We start from the raw sequence: 18,801 nt of genomic DNA on the forward strand, positions 1-18,801 counted from the left end.
CACGAAGGTACGTGGATGGGCACGCCCGCCCCAGGGGGTGTGGTGGGGATCTCTTGACCAGGTCTTGAACGAGGCGGTCGCCGCTGCGAGGAGCGACTCGCTCAGCTCGCCAGCGCCGTCGGCCTCAGCTCGCGCACGGACACGACGTCCATCCGGGCCGGAGTGCCGAGCACCGCCGCACCGCAGCTCTCCGGACGGGGCGGCAGCGCCGCACCCTGCGCCACGGTCACCCGCCAGCGGCGGCCGTCGGCGTGCCCGACGGTGACCTCCCAGCGCGGGGCCGCGCCGTCGGTCCGTACGACACTCAGCAGCCCCGCCCGGTACTCGCCCGCCACCGACCGGACGGCCAGCTCGGCCGCCTGACCGGGTCGTTCCCAGGCGGAGCAGCCGCGACACCCCTCGACCACCACGCGCCCCTCCTGCGCGCCGTGCAGCGCCTCCTTGATGGTGTGCGCCTCGGCGCGGCCGTAGGCGTAGCCGTACGGCAGGACGAGCACGGTCGGCGAGAAGCGATGTCCACCCAGATGGGTGACCTCCCAGACGCCGCGCACCCCGGAGGCGCACAGTTCGGCGGCGAGGGGACGGCCCAGGAGGGCGCAGCAGCGGTCGCGCTTGCCGTTGGTGCACACGAGCGCGAGCGGGTCGCCGCGGTACGGGCGCCCGCCGAGCGCGGTGCCGTAGGAGTGGTGGTCACCCGCTCCGAGGGCGGCGAAGTCGAGGTCGAGCAGGCGGCGCGGATCGCGGGTCGTGGCGCCGTGCAGCCACACGCGGCCGGGCACGGTGTGGGCGGCGTACACCTGCCGGACGGCGGGCGTGCCGGGGTCGGCGTGGCGCCCGGGGCGCCGGATGAGCGCGACGCGTACGCCGGTTTCCTCGGCGGCCGCCTCCAGCGCCCGCCCCACCGCCGGGTCCAGGTGGCTCGAAGTGAGCGCCTTGGCGCCCCACGGGCCGGGCTGTTCCAGCAGCAGCCACGTCGTCGCCGTGGCCGCCGTACCGGAGACGGGCTCGTCGAGGCTCCGGGAGACGGTCGCACACGTACTCACAGAGGTGAGCCTAACCTGACTCTCCCCGGGGCGACTTCCGGCCGTGGTTGTGTCCTACTCCGTGAGGGTTTCGGGACCGACCTGCTCCGGCAGCGGCAGCGGCTGCGGAGGCCGCGGGCCGACGTACTGGCCCACCGGGCGCATGCGCAGCGGGCGCTCGCCGTACTCCTCCAGGGCGTGTGCGATCCAGCCCGCCGTCCGGGCGACGGCGAAGATCGTCTCGCCGGCGGTGGCGGGCATGCCGCTGGACGCGGTGAACACCGCCAGGGCCAGGTCGACGTTGGCGTGCAGCGGGGTGTGCCGGGCGGTCGTGGCGACGACGTCCCGGGCGGCGAGCAGGGCGGACTCCGCGCGCGGGACCTGTTCCAGCAGGCTGAAGAGCACGCTCGCGCGCGGGTCCTCGCCGGTGTACAGCCGGTGGCCGAGCCCCGGGACCCGGCGGCCCGCGCGCAGTTCGTCGGCGATCACCGGGACCGCCGTGCCCTGGTCGAGCACGTCGAGCAGCATGCGGTGGGCGGTGCCGCTCGCGGCGCCGTGCAGTGGGCCCTCCAGGACGCCGAGCCCGGCCGAGACGGCCGCGTAGGCGTGCGCGCGGGCCGATGCGGCGACCCGGACCGCGAGCGTGGAGGCGGCCAGATCGTGGTCGGCGAGGAGGGCGAGGGCGGTGTCCAGGACGCGCAGGGAAGCCTCGTCGGCGGGGCGGCCGGTCAGCCGGCCCCAGAGTCGCTGGGCGAGCGGGCCGTCGTCCTTGTGGTCGCGCCGGACCGGCGGCAGCGCGTCGACGAGCGTGGGGATCAGGATCCGCGCGGTGTTCAGCACGGCGTCCTCGGACAGGTCGAAGCGCAGCGGGTCCTCGGCCGCCGCGGCGACGGCCGCCACGCGCAGCCGGTCGGTGGGGGAGGCGTGCTCGGACAGCGCGTTCACCGCGCGGCGCGCGACCTCGACGGTGGGGCGGGGTGCGGAGAGGGTCGCGCCCGGGGTGAGCCGGCCGGTCCACAGCCACTCCGCGACCTCCTCGTAGGAGTGACGGAGCGCCAGCTCGACGGCGTCCACGCCCCGGAAGTAGTACCGGTCCCGCTCGATCAGCGTGATGCGGGTGCGGACGGACAGGTCCCCGCCGGAGCCCGGGGTGCCGGCCGCCTCGCGGCGGTGGCGCCGGGCGAGGGCCTCGACCTCCTTCGCCTCGAAGGTGCTGGCACGGCCGCCGGGCTCGCGCCTGCTGCTGAGCAGGCCGCGGCTCACGTACGCGTACACCGTCTCCGGCTTCACGCCGAGCAGTTCGGCGGTCTCCTTGGTGGTCAGCCTGCGCCCCGGACGGCCGGGAGCGGGTTCGTGATCGCGCATGGGGGTCACCGTAGCCGCCTCTGCACATGTTGAGCAGATTGAGTTGATCGAATCAATATTGACAAGCAAATAGTCAAGCATGGACAGTCGGATCAAGTCCAGGGAGGAGAACCATGACCATCGACAGGACCGCGACCCCGCTCATCGACGCACCGCGCGGACTCGCCGGCGTCGTCGTCACCGAGACCGAGATCGGTGACGTCCGGGGGCGGGAGGGCTTCTACCACTACCGCCAGTACTCGGCCGTCGAACTCGCGCGGACCCGCGGCTTCGAGGACGTCTGGCATCTCCTGGTCCACGGCACGCTCCCCGATGCGGAGCGCCGCGCCGCCTTCACCGCCGAGACCGCGGCGCTGCGGCGGCTGCCCGAGGAGGTCCGCGCGGTGCTGCCCGCGATCGCCGCGGCGAGCCGCGTCTCCGGCCCGCTGTCCGGGCTGCGCACGGCTCTGTCCCTGCTGGGCTCGGCGCGGGGACTGCGACCGGTGTACGACATAGACGCCGACCGGCGCCGCGCCGACACCCTGGCCGTCTGCGCGGCCGTACCCACACTGCTCACCGCGCTGTACCGACTGGGGGAGGGCCTCGACCCCGTCGAGCCGCGCGAGGACCTGCCGTACGCGGCCAACTACCTGTACATGCTCACGGGTGAGGAGCCCGAGCCGCGGCGGGCGCGTGCGGTGGAGCAATACTTGATCTCAACCATTGATCATGGATTCAATGCATCAACCTTCACGGCCCGCGTCATCGCCTCCACCGGAGCCGACGTGGCCGCTTGCCTGACCGGAGCCGTGGGCGCCCTGTCCGGGCCGCTGCACGGAGGCGCGCCCAGCCGGGCCCTGGACACCCTGGACGCCATCGGCACGCCGGACCGTATCGACCCCTGGATCCGCGAGCGGGTGCTCGCCGGCGACCGGATCATGGGCTTCGGACACGCCGTCTACCGCACGGAGGACCCCCGTTCGCGGATGCTGCGGGAGATCGCCCAGAGCTTCGGCGGTCCGCGCGTGGACTTCGCGGTGGAGGTCGAACGCCGGGTCGAGGCGATCCTCGCCGAGCTGAAGCCCGGCCGCGAACTCCACACCAACGTCGAGTTCTACGCCGGCGTGCTCATGGAACTCTGCGGACTGCCCCGCGAGATGTTCACCCCCACCTTCGCCGCGGCGCGCGTGGTGGGCTGGAGCGCCAACATCCTGGAACAGGCGGCCGACTCGAAGATCATCCGTCCGGTCGCGCGGTACGTGGGGCCGACACCGCCGGTCGCGGTGCCGGCCGCCGGCTGACACACCCGCCGCAGGGGCCCCTCCTATCCTGGACCGGCAGTCGGTCCGCACGAGAGAGGTCGCCCCTTGGGGAACAGCCCGGTGAACAGCCCGGACACAAGCCGTAGCCCGCAGCAGATCCCGGTCGTCGTGCTCGCCGGTTTCCTCGGCTCCGGGAAGACCACGCTCCTCAACCACCTGCTGCACCGCAGCGGAGGCAGCCGGATCGGGGCGATCGTCAACGACTTCGGGGCCATCGAGATCGACGCCATGGCCGTCGCGGGAGCCCTCGGCGACTCGACCGTCTCGCTCGGCAACGGCTGCCTGTGCTGTGCCGTCGACGCGAGCGAGCTCGACCTCTACCTGGACCGGCTCGCCGACCCCGGCACCGGCATCGACGTGATCGTCATCGAGGCCAGCGGGCTCGCCGAGCCGCAGGAACTCGTGCGCATGGTGCTGGCCAGCGAGCACCCGAGGGTCGTCTACGGCGGCCTGGTGGAGGTCGCGGACGCTGCCGAGTTCGACGACACGCGCGCGAAGCATCCCGAGATCGACCGGCATCTGGGCCTCGCCGACCTCGTCGTCGTCAACAAGCTCGACCGCGCGGACGACGCCGACCGGGTGCTGGACCTCGTCCGCGCGCTCACCGACCGCGCCGCCGTCGTCCCCGCCACCTACGGCCGTATCGACCCCGAGTTCCTCTTCGACTGCAAGCCGAGCGAGGAGCGCATCGGGCAGCTGTCCTTCGACGACCTCCACGAGCACACCGGGGGCGATGAGCACGCCGGTCATCTGCACACCGGCTACGACAGCCTGTCCTTCACCTCCGAGGTCCCCCTGGAACCCCGTCGGCTCATGCGGTTCCTCGACAGCCGCCCCCAGGGGCTGTACCGGATCAAGGGGTACGTCGACTTCGGGCCGTACGACACCCTCAACCGGTACGCCGTGCACGCCGTCGGCCGGTTCCTGCGCTTCTACCCGGAGCCCTGGGGCGCCGCCGGCGACCGTCTCACCCAGCTCGTGCTGATCGGCTCCGGCATCGACACCGAGGCCCTCGGCCAGGAGCTCAAGGGGTGCCGGAACGACGCCCCACACGCCGACGAACACGGCATGTGGGGCGTCCTGCGCTACGTACCGGGCCCGCACGAGACGGACCTGGAGGATCCGCCCGCCTAGAGCACCGGTCCCGCGACCACCGCCACCGTCTTCGGCAGCGACGTGCCCGAACCGTCCCGGCGCGGGTCCAGCTCCGGCAGGTCCGCCGGGGTGCCGTTCTTCTGTGCCGCGAGCGCGGGAACCACGCCCGCCCAGGCCAGCGACAGGCAGTCCTCGCCCTTCAGGAACCGCTGGCAGCGCACGCCGCCCGTGGCCCGGCCCTTGCGCGGGTACTGGTCGAACGGGGTCAGCTTGGCGGTCGTCTGCACCGAGTCGTCCAGCGTGCCGCGCGAGCCCGCGACCGTGAACACCACCGCGTCGGCAGCCGGGTCGACCGCCGTGAAGGAGATGACCTTCGCGCCCTCGGAGAGCTTGATGCCCGCCATACCGCCGGCCGGGCGGCCCTGCGGACGCACGATGGACGCCTGGAAGCGCAGCAGCTGGGCGTCGTCGGTGATGAAGACCAGGTCCTCCTCGCCGGTGCGCAGCTCCACCGCGCCGACGATCCGGTCGCCCTCCTTCAGCGTGATGACCTCCAACTCGTCCTTGTTGGACGGGTAGTCGGACACCACGCGCTTGACGACCCCCTGCTCGGTGCCGAGCGCCAGGCCCGGGGACGACTCGTCCAGCGTGGTCAGGCAGACCACCGTCTCGTCGTCCTCCAGGGAGACGAACTCCGCCATCGGCGCGCCTCCGGAGAGGTTCGGCGCGGCCGCCGTCTCCGGCAGCTGGGGCAGGTCGACCACGTTGATCCGCAGCAGCCGGCCCGCCGAGGTCACCGCTCCGATCTCGCCGCGCGCGGTCGCCGGGACCGCGGAGACGATCACGTCGTGCTTGACGCGCTTGGCACCCTCCTGCTCCGGGAACGGCTCGGCGGTCGCCGTACGGGCCAGCAGGCCCGTGGAGGACAGCAGCACCCGGCACGGGTCGTCGGCGACCTGCAGCGGCACCGTGGCCACCGGGGCGCCCGCGGACTCCAGCAGGACCGTACGCCGGTCGGTGCCGAACTTCTTGGACACGGCGGCCAGTTCGGCCGATACCAGCTTGCGCAGCTCCGCGTCGGACTCCAGGATCCGGGTCAGCTCCGCGATCTCCGCGGTGAGCCTGTCCTTCTCCGCCTCCAGCTCGATGCGGTCGTACTTGGTGAGGCGGCGCAGCGGCGTGTCGAGGATGTACTGCGTCTGGACCTCGCTCAGCGAGAAGCGCCGCATCAGGTGCTCCTTGGCCTGCGCGGAGTTCTCACTGGACCGGATCAGCCGGATGACCTCGTCGATGTCGACCAGCGCGGTCAGCAGACCCTCGACCAGGTGCAGCCGGTCGCGCCTCTTGCCGCGCCGGAACTCGCTGCGGCGGCGGACCACGTCGAAGCGGTGGTCGAGATAGACCTCCAGCAGCTCCTTCAGGCCCAGCGTGAGCGGCTGGCCGTCCACCAGCGCGACGTTGTTGATGCCGAAGGACTCCTCCATCGGGGTCAGCTTGTACAGCTGCTCCAGGATCGCCTCCGGCACGAAGCCGTTCTTGATCTCGATGACCAGGCGCAGGCCGTGCTCACGGTCGGTGAGGTCCTTGACGTCGGCGATGCCCTGGACCTTCTTGCCGTTGACCAGGTCCTTGATCTTCGCGATGACCTTCTCGGGGCCGACCGTGAAGGGCAGTTCGGTGACGACCAGGCCCTTGCGGCGGGCGGTCACCGTCTCGATCGAGACCGTCGCGCGCATCTTGAAGGTGCCGCGGCCCGTCGCGTACGCGTCCCGGATGCCGTCCAGGCCGACGATCCGGCCGCCGGTGGGCAGGTCCGGGCCCGGGACGTGCTTCATCAGCGCGTCCAGGTCCGCGTTCGGGTGCCTGATCAGGTGGCGGGCGGCGGCGACGACCTCGCGCAGGTTGTGCGGCGGCATGTTCGTCGCCATGCCGACCGCGATGCCCGAGGAGCCGTTGACCAGCAGGTTCGGGAAGGCGGCGGGCAGCGCCACCGGCTCCCGCTCCTGGCCGTCGTAGTTCGGCGCGAAGTCGACCGTGTCCTCGTCGATCGACTCGGTCATCAGGCTCGTCGCCTCGGCCTGCCGGCACTCGGTGTACCGCATGGCGGCCGGCGGGTCGTCGTTGCCCAGCGAGCCGAAGTTGCCGTGGCCGTCGACCAGCGGCACGCGCATGGAGAACGGCTGGGCCATGCGCACCAGGGCGTCGTAGATCGACGCGTCGCCGTGCGGGTGCAGCTTGCCCATGACCTCGCCGACGACGCGCGCGCACTTCACATAGCCGCGGTCGGGGCGCAGGCCCATCTCGTTCATCTGGTACACGATCCGGCGGTGCACCGGCTTGAGGCCGTCACGGGCGTCCGGCAGGGCGCGCGAGTAGATGACCGAGTACGCGTACTCGAGATAGGAGCCACGCATCTCGTCCACGACGTCGATGTCGAGGATTCTCTCCTCGAACGAATCGTCGGGCGGCGGGGTCTTCGTGCTGCGGCGGGCCATCGCTGCCGGCTCCTTGCTACTGAAGCGTTTGATGGATCTGACGCGGACCATTGTGGACCGCGGCACTGACAACCCGGGCCATGGCCCGGTCTTCCACGGTCCGCCCGGCACCGCAAGGCACACCGGACCGGCACCGCACAGTGCCCGCCGGCCGTCCTGCGGGCACGCGAGTCGCAGGGTACGGGATCCGCTGTGGGCGTACGTCCCGCCGGAACTTCGCCGAGGCCCCGCACGGTTTGCATACAGTGGCAGGAACGGCAGGAAAACCGCGGTTTTCACAACCGCCTCCGCTCGCGAAGGGATGTACATGCCCATGGGTCACACGACCACAGCCGAGGCAGGCTCCGGGGGCCTGGCAGCGACCGAGCACCGCCTGGCCAACGGTCTGCGCGTGGTGCTCTCCGAGGACCACCTGACCCCGGTGGCGGCGGTCTGCCTCTGGTACGACGTCGGCTCCCGCCACGAGGTCAAGGGGCGCACCGGCCTGGCCCACCTTTTCGAGCACCTGATGTTCCAGGGCTCGGCGCAGGTCAAGGGCAACGGTCACTTCGAGCTCGTACAGGGCGCCGGCGGCTCGCTCAACGGCACGACCAGCTTCGAGCGCACCAATTACTTCGAGACCATGCCCGCGCACCAGCTGGAGCTCGCCCTCTGGCTGGAGGCCGACCGCATGGGCTCGCTGCTGGCCGCCCTGGACGACGAGTCCATGGAGAACCAGCGGGACGTCGTCAAGAACGAGCGCCGCCAGCGCTACGACAACGTGCCCTACGGCACCGCCTTCGAGAGGCTGACCGCCCTGTCGTACCCGGAGGGCCATCCCTACCACCACACGCCGATCGGCTCGATGGCGGACCTGGACGCGGCCACCCTGGAGGACGCCCGCCGGTTCTTCCGCACCTACTACGCGCCCAACAACGCGGTGCTCTCCGTGGTCGGCGACATTGACCCCAAGCAGACCCTCGCCTGGATCGAGAAGTACTTCGGGTCGATCCCGTCCCACGACGGCAAGCCCGCGCCCCGCGAGGGCTCCCTGCCGGACGTCATCGGCGAGCAGAAGCGCGAGGTCGTCGTCGAGGAGGTCCCGGCACGCGCTCTGATGGCCGCCTACCGGCTGCCGCACGACGGCACGCGCGCGTGCGACGCCGCCGACCTCGCCCTGACCATCCTCGGCGGCGGCGAGTCCTCCCGCCTGTACAACCGGCTGGTGCGCCGCGACCGTACGGCCGTCGCGGCCGGCTTCGGCCTGCTGCGCCTGGCCGGCGCTCCCTCCATGGGCTGGCTGGACGTGAAGGCCTCCGGTGACGTCGAGGTGCCGGTCATCGAGACCGCCATCGACGAGGAGCTGGCCCGGTTCGCCGAGGAGGGCCCCACGCCCGAGGAGATGGAGCGGGCCCAGGCCCAGCTGGAGCGCGAGTGGCTGGACCGGCTGGGCACGGTCGCCGGCCGCGCCGACGAACTGTGCCGCTACGCCGTCCTGTTCGGCGACCCGCAGCTCGCCCTCACCGCCGTCAAGCGCGTCCTCGAGGTGACCGCGGAGGAGGTCCAGGAGGTCGCCAAGGGCCGCCTGCGCCCCGACAACCGCGCGGTCCTGGTCTACGAGCCGAAGTCCCCGGAGCAGGCACCGGACGCCGACGTCCCCGAGGACCCGGAGCAGGAGGCCACCGTAGAGGCGGGCGCCGACCACAACGAGAACGAGGAGACGGCCAAGTGACCGAGCTCGCCACCATGGACTTCCATCCCCAGCCGCAGGCCGGCGAAGCCAGGCCCTGGGCGTTCCCGGCCCCCGAGCGCACCGCGCTCGACAACGGTCTGACGGTGCTGCGCTGCCACCGCCCCGGCCAGCAGGTCGTCGCCGTCGAGGTGCTGCTGGACGCGCCCCTGGACGCCGAGCCGGCCGGCCTGGACGGCGTCGCCACGATCATGGCGCGGGCCTTCTCCGAGGGCACCGACAAGCACTCCGCCGAGGAGTTCGCAGCCGAGCTGGAGCGCGCGGGCGCCACACTGGACTCGCACGCCGACCACCCCGGCGTGCGGCTCAGCCTGGAGGTCCCGGCCTCCCGCCTGGCCAAGGGCCTCGGCCTGCTCGCCGACGCGCTGCGCGCGCCCGCCTTCGCCGACAGCGAGGTGGAGCGGCTGGTCCGCAACCGCCTGGACGAGATCCCGCACGAGCTGGCCAACCCTTCCCGCCGGGCCGCCAAGGAGCTCTCCAAGGAGCTGTTCCCGCTGGTCTCGCGCATGTCGCGCCCCCGCCAGGGCACCGAGGAGACGGTCGAGAAGATCGACGCCGACGCCGTACGCGCCTTCTACGGCCGGCATGTACGCCCCGCCACGGCCACCGCGGTCGTGGTCGGCGACCTCACCGGCGTCGACCTGGACGCGCTGCTCGGCGACACGCTGGGCGCCTGGACCGGCACCGCGGGCGAGCCGCGGCCCGTGCCGCCGGTGACCGCCGACGACACCGGGCGCGTGGTCATCGTGGACCGGCCCGGCGCCGTGCAGACGCAGCTGCTCATCGGCCGCGTCGGCCCCGACCGGCACGACCGCGTGTGGCCCGCCCAGGTGCTCGGCACCTACTGCCTCGGCGGCACGCTCACCTCCCGCCTGGACCGGGTCCTGCGCGAGGAGAAGGGCTACACCTACGGTGTGCGCGCGTTCGGCCAGGTCCTCAGGTCCGCGCCGGACGGCACGGGCGCGTCGATGCTCGCCATCAGCGGTTCCGTGGACACCCCCAACACCGGTCCGGCGCTGGAGGACCTGTGGAAGGTGCTGCGCACCCTCGCGGCGGACGGCCTGACCGACGCCGAGCGGGACGTGGCCGTGCAGAACCTCGTCGGGGTGGCGCCGCTGAAGTACGAGACCGCGGCGGCCGTGGCGAGCACGCTGGCCGACCAGGTCGAGCAGCACCTGCCCGACGACTTCCAGGCGACGCTGTATCAGCAGCTGGCCGCGACGGGCACGGTGGAGGCCACGGCGGCCGTCGTGAACGCCTTCCCGGTGGACCGCCTGGTGACCGTCCTCGTCGGTGACGCCTCCCAGATCAAGGCGCCGGTGGAGGCGCTCGGCATCGGTGAAGTGACCGTGGTGGCGGCCGAGTAGAGCGCGCCGTCGCAGCGGCCGGGTGCGCCCGGGAGGCCGCACGCGCGCGTGGGGCCCTGACGGTCTACGGACCGTCAGGGCCCCTGCCGTTTCCCAGCCCTACCCCAGATGCCCGATTTGAGGCGGAGGTTGCCTGTCTGCCCTGTGGGATGCGCTACAAAAGCCCGGATCGGTTTGGGGTTCGAAAGCAGGCTTACGTAGCGTCGCCCAGGCTGTTCGTCGGTAGGCAGTGCGCCGCACCCGCGGCACCGGACAGTCATCGCCGAGTCCCCGTACGGCGCGAGCCAGGGGAGCCGGGGACCCACGCAGTCCCTGGGGTGAATCGGGCGCCCGCGCGAGTCGCGAGGGGCCCGTAGGAGACCTTCCTGCTCCGAACCCGTCAGCTAACCCGGTAGGCGAGAGGGAAGGAAAGGACCAGCCACTCCATGGCGTTCATGTGCGCCACCGGGAAGCACCGCAAGCCCGGCCGGGTCAAGCGCACCACCGCTCAGGCGGCGGGCATCGCGGCCCTCACCACCACCGGTGTCATCGGCACCCTCGCCGCCTCCCCGGCACTCGCCGCCGAGAACACCGTGGAGCAGACCGGCCTCACACCGGTCCTCACCCTGAGCGACGACGTGGCCGAGCACATCGACGCGCAGGCCACCGCGCAGCGGCAGGCCGCCGAGCAGAAGGCGGCCGAGGAGGCCGCCGCCAAGAAGGCGAAGGAGGAGCGCGAGGCCAGGGCCCGCGCCGCCCGGGAGGCCGAGCGCAAGCGCCTGATGAACACCTTCGTCGCCCCGATCGCGAACTCCTACGTCTCCACCGGCTACCGGGCCAGCAGCTCCCTGTGGTCCTCTGGCTCGCACACCGGCATCGACTTCCACGCGGCGAGCGGCACCCCCGTGCACGCGGTCGGCGCCGGCACCGTCGTCTCCACCGGCTGGGGCGGCGCGTACGGCAACCAGATCGTGATCAGGATGGCCGACGGCATGTACACCCAGTACGGCCACCTGTCGTCCATCGGCGTCTCGGTGGGCCAGCGGGTCACCCCGGGCCTGCAGATCGGCCTGTCCGGCGCGACCGGCAACACCACCGGCCCGCACCTGCACTTCGAGGCCCGTACGACCCCCGACTACGGCTCGGACGTCGACCCCGTCGCCTACCTCCGCAAGCACGGCGTGAACGTCTGACGCCCCCTCGCGCGGCATGCGAAGCCCCGGCTCACCGAGCCGGGGCTTTCGTCGTTCTTTCACGGCCGCGCCCCGGCCCGCTGACCAAAAAATATCCATGGATTCCGACCCGCCGTCGGAAATTCCGGCTCATTGGAATAGAGTCACGGAACACGCGTCCATCGTCGACGTTTCACGGGGATTAAGGCGGAGGTCGGTCATGCGTATTCCGGCGCACTCGGTGTGCACGGCCATCCGGGACGACATCGTCGCGGGTGTCTACGAGCGCGGCGGCCGGCTGACCGAGGAAGTCCTCGCCCGCCGCTACGGCGTCTCGCGCGTCCCCGTCCGCGAGGCCCTGCGCACCCTGGAGGCCGAGGGCTTCGTGGTGACCCGCCGGCACGCGGGCGCGTGCGTGGCCGAGCCGACCGAGCAGGAGGCCGCCGACCTGCTGGAGATGCGCCTGCTGATGGAGCCGCTCGGGGCCGCCCGGGCCGCCCAGCGGCGCACCGAGGCCCATCTGAAGGTGCTGCGCGGCCTGGTCAGGCTGGGCCAGGAGCGGGCCAGGCGGGGACACAGCGAGGATCTGCGCTCGCTGGGCGGCTGGTTCCACGAGACGCTCGCCCAGGCCTGCGGCAGCCCCTCGCTGACCGCGATGCTCATCCAGCTGCGGCACAAGATCGCCTGGATGTACGCGGTGGAGGCGCCGCCGAGCCCGGTGGACTACTGGGCGGAACACGGCGCCATCGTCGACGCGGTGGCGCGCGGCGACGGCGAGCGTGCGCGGGCGCTCACGGCGCTGCACACCGAGCGTGCGACGGCCGTGCACCGCCTGCGTTTTTCCGGGGCCGGCGAGCGTGTGAGGACTTCGCAACACGCCGTAAACATGTCGGGCCTCCGGCATTAACACGGACGCCGTATACAAAGAAGAGTAATTCGGCTGCGCTGTATTTCGCTGCCCTGATTCCGGTGTGCGCGCAATGAGCCCGGAAACACAGAGCCGCGCCGCCCGAAAAGGCGACGCGGCTCCGGCGTATCAGCGTGCTGCCGTTCAGACCGTCTCGGGCAGTTCCTCGAGGCCCTCGGCGACCAGCTTGGCCAGACGGTCCAGGGCGACGTCCGCGCCCTCGGCGTCGGAGGCCAGCACGATCTCTTCGCCGCCCTGGGCGCCCAGGCCCAGGACGGCCAGCATGGAGGCCGCGTTGACGGGGTTGCCGTCAGCCTTGGCGATCGTCACCGGGACGCCTGCGGCCGTGGCGGCTCGGACGAAGATGGAGGCGGGGCGGGCGTGGAGGCCCTCGGCCCAGCCGACGTTGACGCGGCGCTCAGCCATGTGTTGCTGCCCTTCAGTCTTCAGGGTTGTCTAGACCAGTTTCCCATATCGCGAAGCGTGCCCGGAGCGGACCTTCGTCCGCCCCGGTGTGGCGCCGAAACCGCGGCCTCGGTTCCGGCTTCCGTCCTCCACAGACTGCCCCGCGCCCTTGTCGGACGCGAGCCGTACTCTGGGGCCCATGCAGACCTCGGCGGACCGGCAGGACCGGCACCAGTACCCCGCCCACTGGGAGGCGGACGTGGTGCTGCGCGACGGTGGCACCGCGCGCATCAGGCCCATCACCGTTGATGACGCCGACCGCCTGGTCAGCTTCTACGAGCAGGTCTCGGACGAGTCGAAGTACTACCGCTTCTTCGCGCCGTACCCCAGGCTCTCCGCCAAGGACGTCCACCGCTTCACGCACCACGACTTTGTGGACCGGGTGGGACTCGCGGCCACCATCGGCGGCGAGTTCATCGCCACCGTACGCTATGACCGCATCGGCGCCGACGGCATGCCCGCCACCGCGCCCGCCGACGAGGCCGAGGTCGCCTTCCTGGTGCAGGACGCCCACCAGGGCCGCGGCGTCGCCTCCGCCCTGCTGGAGCACATCGCGGCCGTCGCCCGCGAGCGCGGCATCCGCCGCTTCGCCGCCGAGGTGCTGCCGGCCAACACCAAGATGATCAAGGTGTTCACGGACGCCGGCTACACCCAGAAGCGCAGCTTCGAGGACGGCGTCGTCCGCCTGGAGTTCGATCTCGAACCCACCGACCGCTCCCTCGCCGTGCAGCGGGCGCGCGAGCAGCGCGCCGAGGCCCGTTCGGTACGGCGGCTGCTCATGCCCGGCTCGGTGGCGGTCGTCGGTGTCGGCCGCGCCCCCGGCGGCGTCGGCCGCAGCGTCCTCGGCAACATCCGGGACGCCGGCTACGGCGGCCTGCTGCACGCCGTGAACAAGGCCTTCCCGGAGGACCTCGGAGAGGTCGACGGGGTGCCGGCGTACCGGTGCGTGAGCGACATCGGCGGTCCGGTGGACCTCGCCGTGGTCGCCGTGCCGGCCGAGCACGTGCCCGCCGTGGTCGCCGAGTGCGGAGAGCAGGGAGTGCAGGGGCTCGTCGTGCTCTCCGCCGGGTACGCCGAGAGCGGGCCCGAGGGGCGCGAGCGGCAGCGGGCCCTCGTGCGGCAGGCACGCGCCTACGGCATGCGGATCATCGGCCCGAACGCCTTCGGGATCATCAACACCGCGCCCGACGTCCGGCTGAACGCGTCGCTCGCCCCGGAGATGCCCCGCCCCGGCCGCATCGGGATGTTCGCCCAGTCGGGGGCCATCGGCATCGCCCTGCTGTCCCGGCTGCACCGGCGCGGGGGAGGGGTCACGGGGGTCACCGGCGTGTCCACCTTCGTCTCCGCCGGCAACCGCGCGGACGTCTCCGGCAACGACGTCCTCCAGTACTGGTACGACGACCCCGAGACCGACGTCGCCCTCATGTACCTGGAGTCCATCGGCAACCCCCGCAAGTTCACCCGCCTCGCGCGCCGGACGGCGGCGGCGAAGCCGCTGGTCGTGGTGCAGGGGGACGGTTCCGCGCCGCCGGGGCACGCGGTCCGCGCCACCCGGCTGCCGCACGCCACCGTCTCCGCGTTGCTGCGGCAGGCCGGGGTGATCCGGGTCGACACGATCACCGAGCTGGTGGACGCCGGACTGCTGCTCGCCCGGCAGCCGCTGCCGGCGGGGCCGAGGGTGGCGATCCTGGGGAACTCCGAGTCGCTGGGCGTGCTGACGTACGACCGGTGTCTGGCGGAGGGCCTGCGGCCTTCGCGTCCGCGGGACCTGACGACCGGGGCGACGGCGCAGGACTTCCATCGGGCGCTGGGCGCCGCGCTGGCCGACGAGACGTGCGACTCCGTCGTGGTGACGGCGATCCCCGCGATCGGGGAAGCGTCGCCGGGGGACGCGGAGCTGGCCGAGGCGTTGCGGTCCGCCGCGGCTGCCGTTCCGGGGAAGCCGGTGCTGGTGGTGCACGTGGAGCTCGGGGGGCTCGCGGAGGCGTTGTCGGCTGCGGCCAGTACCGCACCCGCGGCCGTGGAAAAGGCACCCGGCACCGAGGGCGGTGCCCATCGCCCCGCGGATCGACCGCCCACCGCGATGGCGGAGGCGGCCAGCCCTCCGGAGGGCACGCACCTCATCCCCGCCTACCCCGCCGCCGAACGTGCGGTGCGGGCGTTGGCCGAAGCCGTCAGGTACGGGCAGTGGCGGCGGGAGGCGGCCGATCCCGGGAAGGTGCCCGAGTACGACGACATCGACGAGAAGGGGGCCGCGCGGCTGATCGGCGAGCTGCTCGCGCGGGGGGAAGGGCTCACCATCTCCGACGCGGAGACCTGCGAGCTGCTCGGCAAGTACGGCATCCCCGTGCGGCGCGCGCTGCCCGCGCCCACCCCCGACACCGCCGCCGAAGCCGCCCGCACTCTCGGCTACCCCGTCGCCCTCAAGGCCACCGCCCCGCACCTCAGGCACCGCGCCGATCTGGGCGGCGTACGCCTCGACCTCGCGGACGAGGAGCAACTGCGCCGGGCGTACGCCGAGTTGACCGAGCTGTTCGGCAAGCCGGAGGAACTGCGCCCGGTGGTGCAGGGCATGGCACCGCGCGGCGTCGACACCGTCGTACGGGCCGTGATCGACCCGGCGGCCGGCGCCGTGCTGTCCTTCGGGCTCGCCGGGGCCGCCTCCCAGCTGCTCGGGGACATGGCGCACCGGCTCGTCCCGGTCACCGACCGGGAGGCGACCTCGCTGGTGCGGTCGATCCGTACGGCACCGCTGCTCTTCGGCTGGCGCGGCTCCACACCCGTCGACACCCCGGCGCTGGAGGAGCTGCTGCTGCGGGTGTCCCGGCTGGTCGACGATCACCCGGAGGTGGTCGCCGTCACCCTCGAACCGGTCGTCGTCGCCCCGCACGGCGTGAGCGTCCTCGGCGCCACGGTACGGCTCGCGCCCCCGCCCGCCCGCGACGACCTCGGCCCGCGCACGATGCCGGCCTACTGACCGGGGAGGGGGGACCGCATGGAGATCGCCGGCCGGCGGCTGCCGGAGGGCAGCTGGTGGGACTGGGAAGTGATCGTCTGGGACGGCGGGCAGCTGCGGCCGGCCGCCGGGTACGACCTCCCCTCTCACCACGGCCTGGAGATCGTCTTCACCGCCCCCGGCTTCGTCTCGTGCCTCTCCGCCTTCCAGGACCCCGTCTTCCGTGAGCCCACCGCCGAGGAGGGGGCACGGCTGCGGCGCGCGCTGGGCGAAACACCGCCCGTCGTGGTCGCGTTCGAGGCGGACGGCGGTGGACCCGATCCCGTCTCCTGCCTGATCGCCGCGGAGGGGCTGGACGTCCTGCCGGGGCTCGTCGTACGGCGCTCACGCGTGCGTGCCCAGGTCGCCCCCGGTCTTCGCGACTGGCCCGGACCCCCCTTGCCCACGGATTAGGATGGACGCCATGGCCAAGACCAGTACGACGACCCAGGGGCTGCGCGCGGCGATCGAGCGCAGCGGCTACTACCCGGCCCTCGTGGCCGAGGCGGTGGAGGCCGCTGTGGGCGGCGAGCCCATCCAGTCGTACCTGGTCCACCAGGAGACGACGTTCGACCAGAACGAGGTGCGGCGGCATGTGACCGTGCTCGTTCTCACCGGCAACCGCTTCATCGTCAGCCACACCGACGAGCAGGCCGCCGACAGCACCTCCCCGACCCCGTACGCCACCACCTCCACCGAGTCCGTGAAGCTCGGCCGGATTTCGTCGGTCGTGGTCAGCCGGGTGGTCGCCAATCCCGAGCAGTACACGCCGGGCACCCTGCCCCGCGAGGTCGTGCTGACCATCGGCTGGGGCGCGGTCAGCCGCATCGACCTGGAGCCCGCCGCCTGCGGCGACCCCAACTGCGACGCCGACCACGGCTACACGGGCAGCTCCACGGCGGACGACCTCAGCCTGCGCGTCAGCGAGGCCGGGGACGGCCCGGAGACGGTGCGCCAGGCGCTCGCCTTCGCTCAGGCCATCTCGGAGGCGACCGCGGACATCGCCCGCTGATGTCCCAGCTCTCCGCCTGGGACTACCCGGAACCGCTCGCCCTGCACACCGCGCCGCTGCCCGAGTACGGCACCGGCTCCCTCGCCGATCTGCTGCCCACCCTGGCCGCCGGTCTGGGCGTCCCCGGGCTGACCGCCACGATTCCCGAGCTGACCGCGGCGGACCGGGTCTGTGTCCTGCTGATAGACGGGCTCGGCTGGGAGCAGCTGCGGGCGCACGCCGACGAGGCGCCCTTCCTGACCTCGCTGCTCGGCACCTCGCGCGGCGGCACCGGCCGTCCGCTCACCGCCGGCTACCCGGCGACCACCGCCGTCTCCCTCGCCTCCGTCGGCACCGGCCTGCCGCCCGGCGTCCACGGCCTGCCCGGCTACGCCGTGCGCAACCCGGACACCGGCGAGCTGATGAACCAGCTCCGCTGGCAGCCGTACACCGATCCGCGCGCCTGGCAGCCGTACCCCACCGTCTTCCAGCTGGCCCAGGCAGCCGGGGTGCACGCCGCCCAGGTGACCTCGCCCATCTTCGAGCACACCCCGCTCACCAAGATCGCGCTCAGCGGCGGCAGCTTCCACGGACGGCTCAGCGGCGAGGAGCGCATGGACCTCGCGGCCGAGCAACTGGCCGCCGGGGACCGCTCGCTGGTCTACACGTACTACTCCGAGCTGGACGGCGCCGGACACCGCTACGGCGTCGCCTCCGACACCTGGCGCGGCCAGCTGATGTACGTCGACCGGCTCGCCCAGCGCCTCGCCGAGCAACTGCCGCCGCGCAGCGCGCTCTACGTCACCGCCGACCACGGCATGGTCGACGTCCCGTTCGACGACGAGCACCGCATCGACTTCGACACCGACTGGGAGCTGCGCGCCGGGGTCGCCCTGCTGGGCGGCGAGGGCCGGGCGCGGCACGTGTACGCGGTGCCGGGCGCCGAGAACGACGTGCTGACCGTGTGGCGCGAGGTGCTCGGCGAGCAGTTCTGGGTGGCCTCGCGGGACGAGGCGATCACCGCGGGCTGGTTCGGGCCGCACGTCGACGAGCGGGTGTACCCACGGCTCGGGGACGTGGTCGCGGCCGCGCACGACGACGTCCTGATCATCGCGTCGGAGCGGGAGCCGAAGGAGTCGTCGCTGGTCGGCAACCACGGTTCGATGACGCCCGCCGAGCAGCTGATCCCGCTGCTCGAAGTACGCTCCTGACGCTCCCCCCTGTGACTACTCGCCGAAAGGTGCTCAACTCCTCATGCCCGAGCTGGTGTTCTTCTCCGGAACGATGGACTGCGGGAAGTCGACGCTGGCTCTGCAGATCGAGCACAACCGCTCCGCGCGCGGTCTCGTCGGCATGATCTTCACCCGGAACGACCGCGCGGGCGAGGGCAAGCTGTCCTCCCGGCTCGGCCTGGTCACCGACGCGGTGGAGGTCGCCGACGACCAGGACCTGTACGCCTCCCTCGTGGACCACCTCTCGCAGGGCCGCCGGGCCGACTACGTGATCGCGGACGAGGCGCAGTTCCTCGCGCCCGAGCAGATCGACCAGCTCGCGCGCGTGGTGGACGATCTCGGCCTGGACGTGTACGCCTTCGGGATCACCACCGACTTCCGCTCCAAGCTCTTCCCCGGCTCGCAGCGGCTGGTGGAGCTGGCCGACCGCATCGAGGTGCTCCAGGTGGAGGCGCTGTGCTGGTGCGGCGCCCGGGCCACGCACAACGCCCGCACGATAGGCGGCGAGATGGTGGTGGAGGGCGCCCAGGTGGTCGTCGGCGACGTCAACCAGGCGGCCGGCGAGATCGGCTACGAAGTGTTGTGCCGGCGCCACCACCGCCGCCGGATGACCGCCGCGACGGCCCGCGCGGCGGCCCTGTCCCCGGACGTCCTGCCGGTCTCGTCCAGCTGACTCCGACGCGGAA

At 72.5% G+C, this 18,801-nt stretch carries 15 protein-coding genes and 1 riboswitch; of the genes, 11 read left to right on the plus strand and 4 right to left on the minus strand.

The genetic code is table 11. The features are described 5' to 3' along the window. Positions 1–101: 101 nt before the first annotated feature. Together ACIBJF_RS13780 and ACIBJF_RS13785 are read right to left on the minus strand one after the other, a co-directional pair. Positions 102–1,043 carry a sucrase ferredoxin gene (locus tag ACIBJF_RS13780; RefSeq protein ID WP_399173910.1) on the minus strand — a complete coding sequence of 314 codons (942 nt, stop codon included), beginning with the start codon at positions 1,041–1,043 and terminating at the stop codon, positions 102–104. 54 nt (positions 1,044–1,097) lie between these two features. Next, positions 1,098–2,387: a citrate synthase gene (locus ACIBJF_RS13785; RefSeq protein WP_399173911.1), complete on the minus strand. Its 1,290-nt coding sequence runs from the start codon at positions 2,385–2,387 to the stop codon at positions 1,098–1,100. Between the two features lie 113 nt (positions 2,388–2,500). Here ACIBJF_RS13785 and ACIBJF_RS13790 point away from each other — a divergent pair, with 113 nt between their 5' ends. Continuing rightward, complete coding sequence (locus tag ACIBJF_RS13790; RefSeq protein WP_399173912.1) at positions 2,501–3,667, plus strand: citrate synthase; 1,167 nt, start codon at positions 2,501–2,503, stop codon at positions 3,665–3,667. A gap of 81 nt (positions 3,668–3,748) precedes the next feature. Then, the gene (locus ACIBJF_RS13795; protein WP_399173913.1) at positions 3,749–4,822 is read left to right on the plus strand and encodes a CobW family GTP-binding protein; all 1,074 of its coding nucleotides are present in this window, start codon (positions 3,749–3,751) and stop codon (positions 4,820–4,822) included. Here the strand turns inward: ACIBJF_RS13795 and ACIBJF_RS13800 are convergent. Next, positions 4,819–7,278 (minus strand): DNA topoisomerase (ATP-hydrolyzing) subunit A, encoded by a 2,460-nt coding sequence (locus tag ACIBJF_RS13800; protein ID WP_399173914.1) that lies wholly within the window; start codon positions 7,276–7,278, stop codon positions 4,819–4,821. The genes ACIBJF_RS13795 and ACIBJF_RS13800 overlap by 4 nt on opposite strands. A gap of 307 nt (positions 7,279–7,585) precedes the next feature. Here ACIBJF_RS13800 and ACIBJF_RS13805 point away from each other — a divergent pair, with 307 nt between their 5' ends. The 4 genes from ACIBJF_RS13805 to ACIBJF_RS13820 all read left to right on the plus strand — a co-directional run bounded on the left by ACIBJF_RS13805 (position 7,586) and on the right by ACIBJF_RS13820 (position 12,432). Next, entirely contained in the window at positions 7,586–8,989 is a 1,404-nt protein-coding gene (locus ACIBJF_RS13805; RefSeq protein WP_399173915.1) for a M16 family metallopeptidase, read from the plus strand. Further along, complete coding sequence (locus tag ACIBJF_RS13810; protein ID WP_399173916.1) at positions 8,986–10,374, plus strand: M16 family metallopeptidase; 1,389 nt, start codon at positions 8,986–8,988, stop codon at positions 10,372–10,374. The genes ACIBJF_RS13805 and ACIBJF_RS13810 overlap by 4 nt, the downstream gene beginning before the upstream one ends. A gap of 250 nt (positions 10,375–10,624) precedes the next feature. After that, positions 10,625–10,787: riboswitch (cyclic di-AMP (ydaO/yuaA leader) on the plus strand. Positions 10,788–10,799: 12 nt separating this feature from the next. Then, positions 10,800–11,546 carry a M23 family metallopeptidase gene (locus tag ACIBJF_RS13815; protein WP_399173917.1) on the plus strand — a complete coding sequence of 249 codons (747 nt, stop codon included), beginning with the start codon at positions 10,800–10,802 and terminating at the stop codon, positions 11,544–11,546. A gap of 199 nt (positions 11,547–11,745) precedes the next feature. Next, positions 11,746–12,432 (plus strand): GntR family transcriptional regulator, encoded by a 687-nt coding sequence (locus tag ACIBJF_RS13820; RefSeq protein WP_399173918.1) that lies wholly within the window; start codon positions 11,746–11,748, stop codon positions 12,430–12,432. A gap of 144 nt (positions 12,433–12,576) precedes the next feature. On the opposite strand, the gene ACIBJF_RS13825 is transcribed toward ACIBJF_RS13820, so the two are convergent. After that, positions 12,577–12,858, minus strand: coding sequence for an HPr family phosphocarrier protein (locus ACIBJF_RS13825; protein ID WP_053655224.1), 282 nt, complete (start codon positions 12,856–12,858; stop codon positions 12,577–12,579). Between the two features lie 178 nt (positions 12,859–13,036). On the opposite strand from ACIBJF_RS13825, the gene ACIBJF_RS13830 reads away from it, so the two are divergent. The 5 genes from ACIBJF_RS13830 to ACIBJF_RS13850 are packed head-to-tail and all read left to right on the plus strand — an operon-like array spanning position 13,037 to position 18,788. After that, complete coding sequence (locus ACIBJF_RS13830; protein ID WP_399173919.1) at positions 13,037–15,874, plus strand: GNAT family N-acetyltransferase; 2,838 nt, start codon at positions 13,037–13,039, stop codon at positions 15,872–15,874. Between the two features lie 18 nt (positions 15,875–15,892). After that, entirely contained in the window at positions 15,893–16,306 is a 414-nt protein-coding gene (locus ACIBJF_RS13835) for a hypothetical protein (protein ID WP_399173920.1), read from the plus strand. Between the two features lie 10 nt (positions 16,307–16,316). Then, positions 16,317–16,904: a DUF5998 family protein gene (locus ACIBJF_RS13840; RefSeq protein WP_351805959.1), complete on the plus strand. Its 588-nt coding sequence runs from the start codon at positions 16,317–16,319 to the stop codon at positions 16,902–16,904. Further along, entirely contained in the window at positions 16,904–18,094 is a 1,191-nt protein-coding gene (locus ACIBJF_RS13845; protein WP_399173921.1) for an alkaline phosphatase family protein, read from the plus strand. Before ACIBJF_RS13840 ends, ACIBJF_RS13845 begins: the two co-directional genes overlap by 1 nt. 43 nt (positions 18,095–18,137) lie before the next feature. Beyond that, positions 18,138–18,788: a thymidine kinase gene (locus tag ACIBJF_RS13850; protein ID WP_351805963.1), complete on the plus strand. Its 651-nt coding sequence runs from the start codon at positions 18,138–18,140 to the stop codon at positions 18,786–18,788. Positions 18,789–18,801: the final 13 nt, after the last annotated feature.

The organism is Streptomyces sp. NPDC050743, assembly GCF_044456925.1.
In the GTDB taxonomy this organism is placed as follows: domain Bacteria; phylum Actinomycetota; class Actinomycetes; order Streptomycetales; family Streptomycetaceae; genus Streptomyces.

What these genes read in the sequence shown, in the direction of transcription:
- ACIBJF_RS13785 (WP_399173911.1), bottom strand. Translation starts at nt 2,387, where the DNA reads ATGCGCGATCACGAACCCGCTCCCGGCCGTCCGGGGCGCAGGCTGACC.
- ACIBJF_RS13790 (WP_399173912.1), top strand. Translation starts at nt 2,501, where the DNA reads ATGACCATCGACAGGACCGCGACCCCGCTCATCGACGCACCGCGCGGA.
- ACIBJF_RS13800 (WP_399173914.1), bottom strand. Translation starts at nt 7,278, where the DNA reads ATGGCCCGCCGCAGCACGAAGACCCCGCCGCCCGACGATTCGTTCGAG.
- ACIBJF_RS13805 (WP_399173915.1), top strand. Translation starts at nt 7,586, where the DNA reads ATGCCCATGGGTCACACGACCACAGCCGAGGCAGGCTCCGGGGGCCTG.
- ACIBJF_RS13815 (WP_399173917.1), top strand. Translation starts at nt 10,800, where the DNA reads ATGGCGTTCATGTGCGCCACCGGGAAGCACCGCAAGCCCGGCCGGGTC.
- ACIBJF_RS13820 (WP_399173918.1), top strand. Translation starts at nt 11,746, where the DNA reads ATGCGTATTCCGGCGCACTCGGTGTGCACGGCCATCCGGGACGACATC.
- ACIBJF_RS13825 (WP_053655224.1), bottom strand. Translation starts at nt 12,858, where the DNA reads ATGGCTGAGCGCCGCGTCAACGTCGGCTGGGCCGAGGGCCTCCACGCC.
- ACIBJF_RS13830 (WP_399173919.1), top strand. Translation starts at nt 13,037, where the DNA reads ATGCAGACCTCGGCGGACCGGCAGGACCGGCACCAGTACCCCGCCCAC.
- ACIBJF_RS13835 (WP_399173920.1), top strand. Translation starts at nt 15,893, where the DNA reads ATGGAGATCGCCGGCCGGCGGCTGCCGGAGGGCAGCTGGTGGGACTGG.
- ACIBJF_RS13840 (WP_351805959.1), top strand. Translation starts at nt 16,317, where the DNA reads ATGGCCAAGACCAGTACGACGACCCAGGGGCTGCGCGCGGCGATCGAG.
- ACIBJF_RS13845 (WP_399173921.1), top strand. Translation starts at nt 16,904, where the DNA reads ATGTCCCAGCTCTCCGCCTGGGACTACCCGGAACCGCTCGCCCTGCAC.
- ACIBJF_RS13850 (WP_351805963.1), top strand. Translation starts at nt 18,138, where the DNA reads ATGCCCGAGCTGGTGTTCTTCTCCGGAACGATGGACTGCGGGAAGTCG.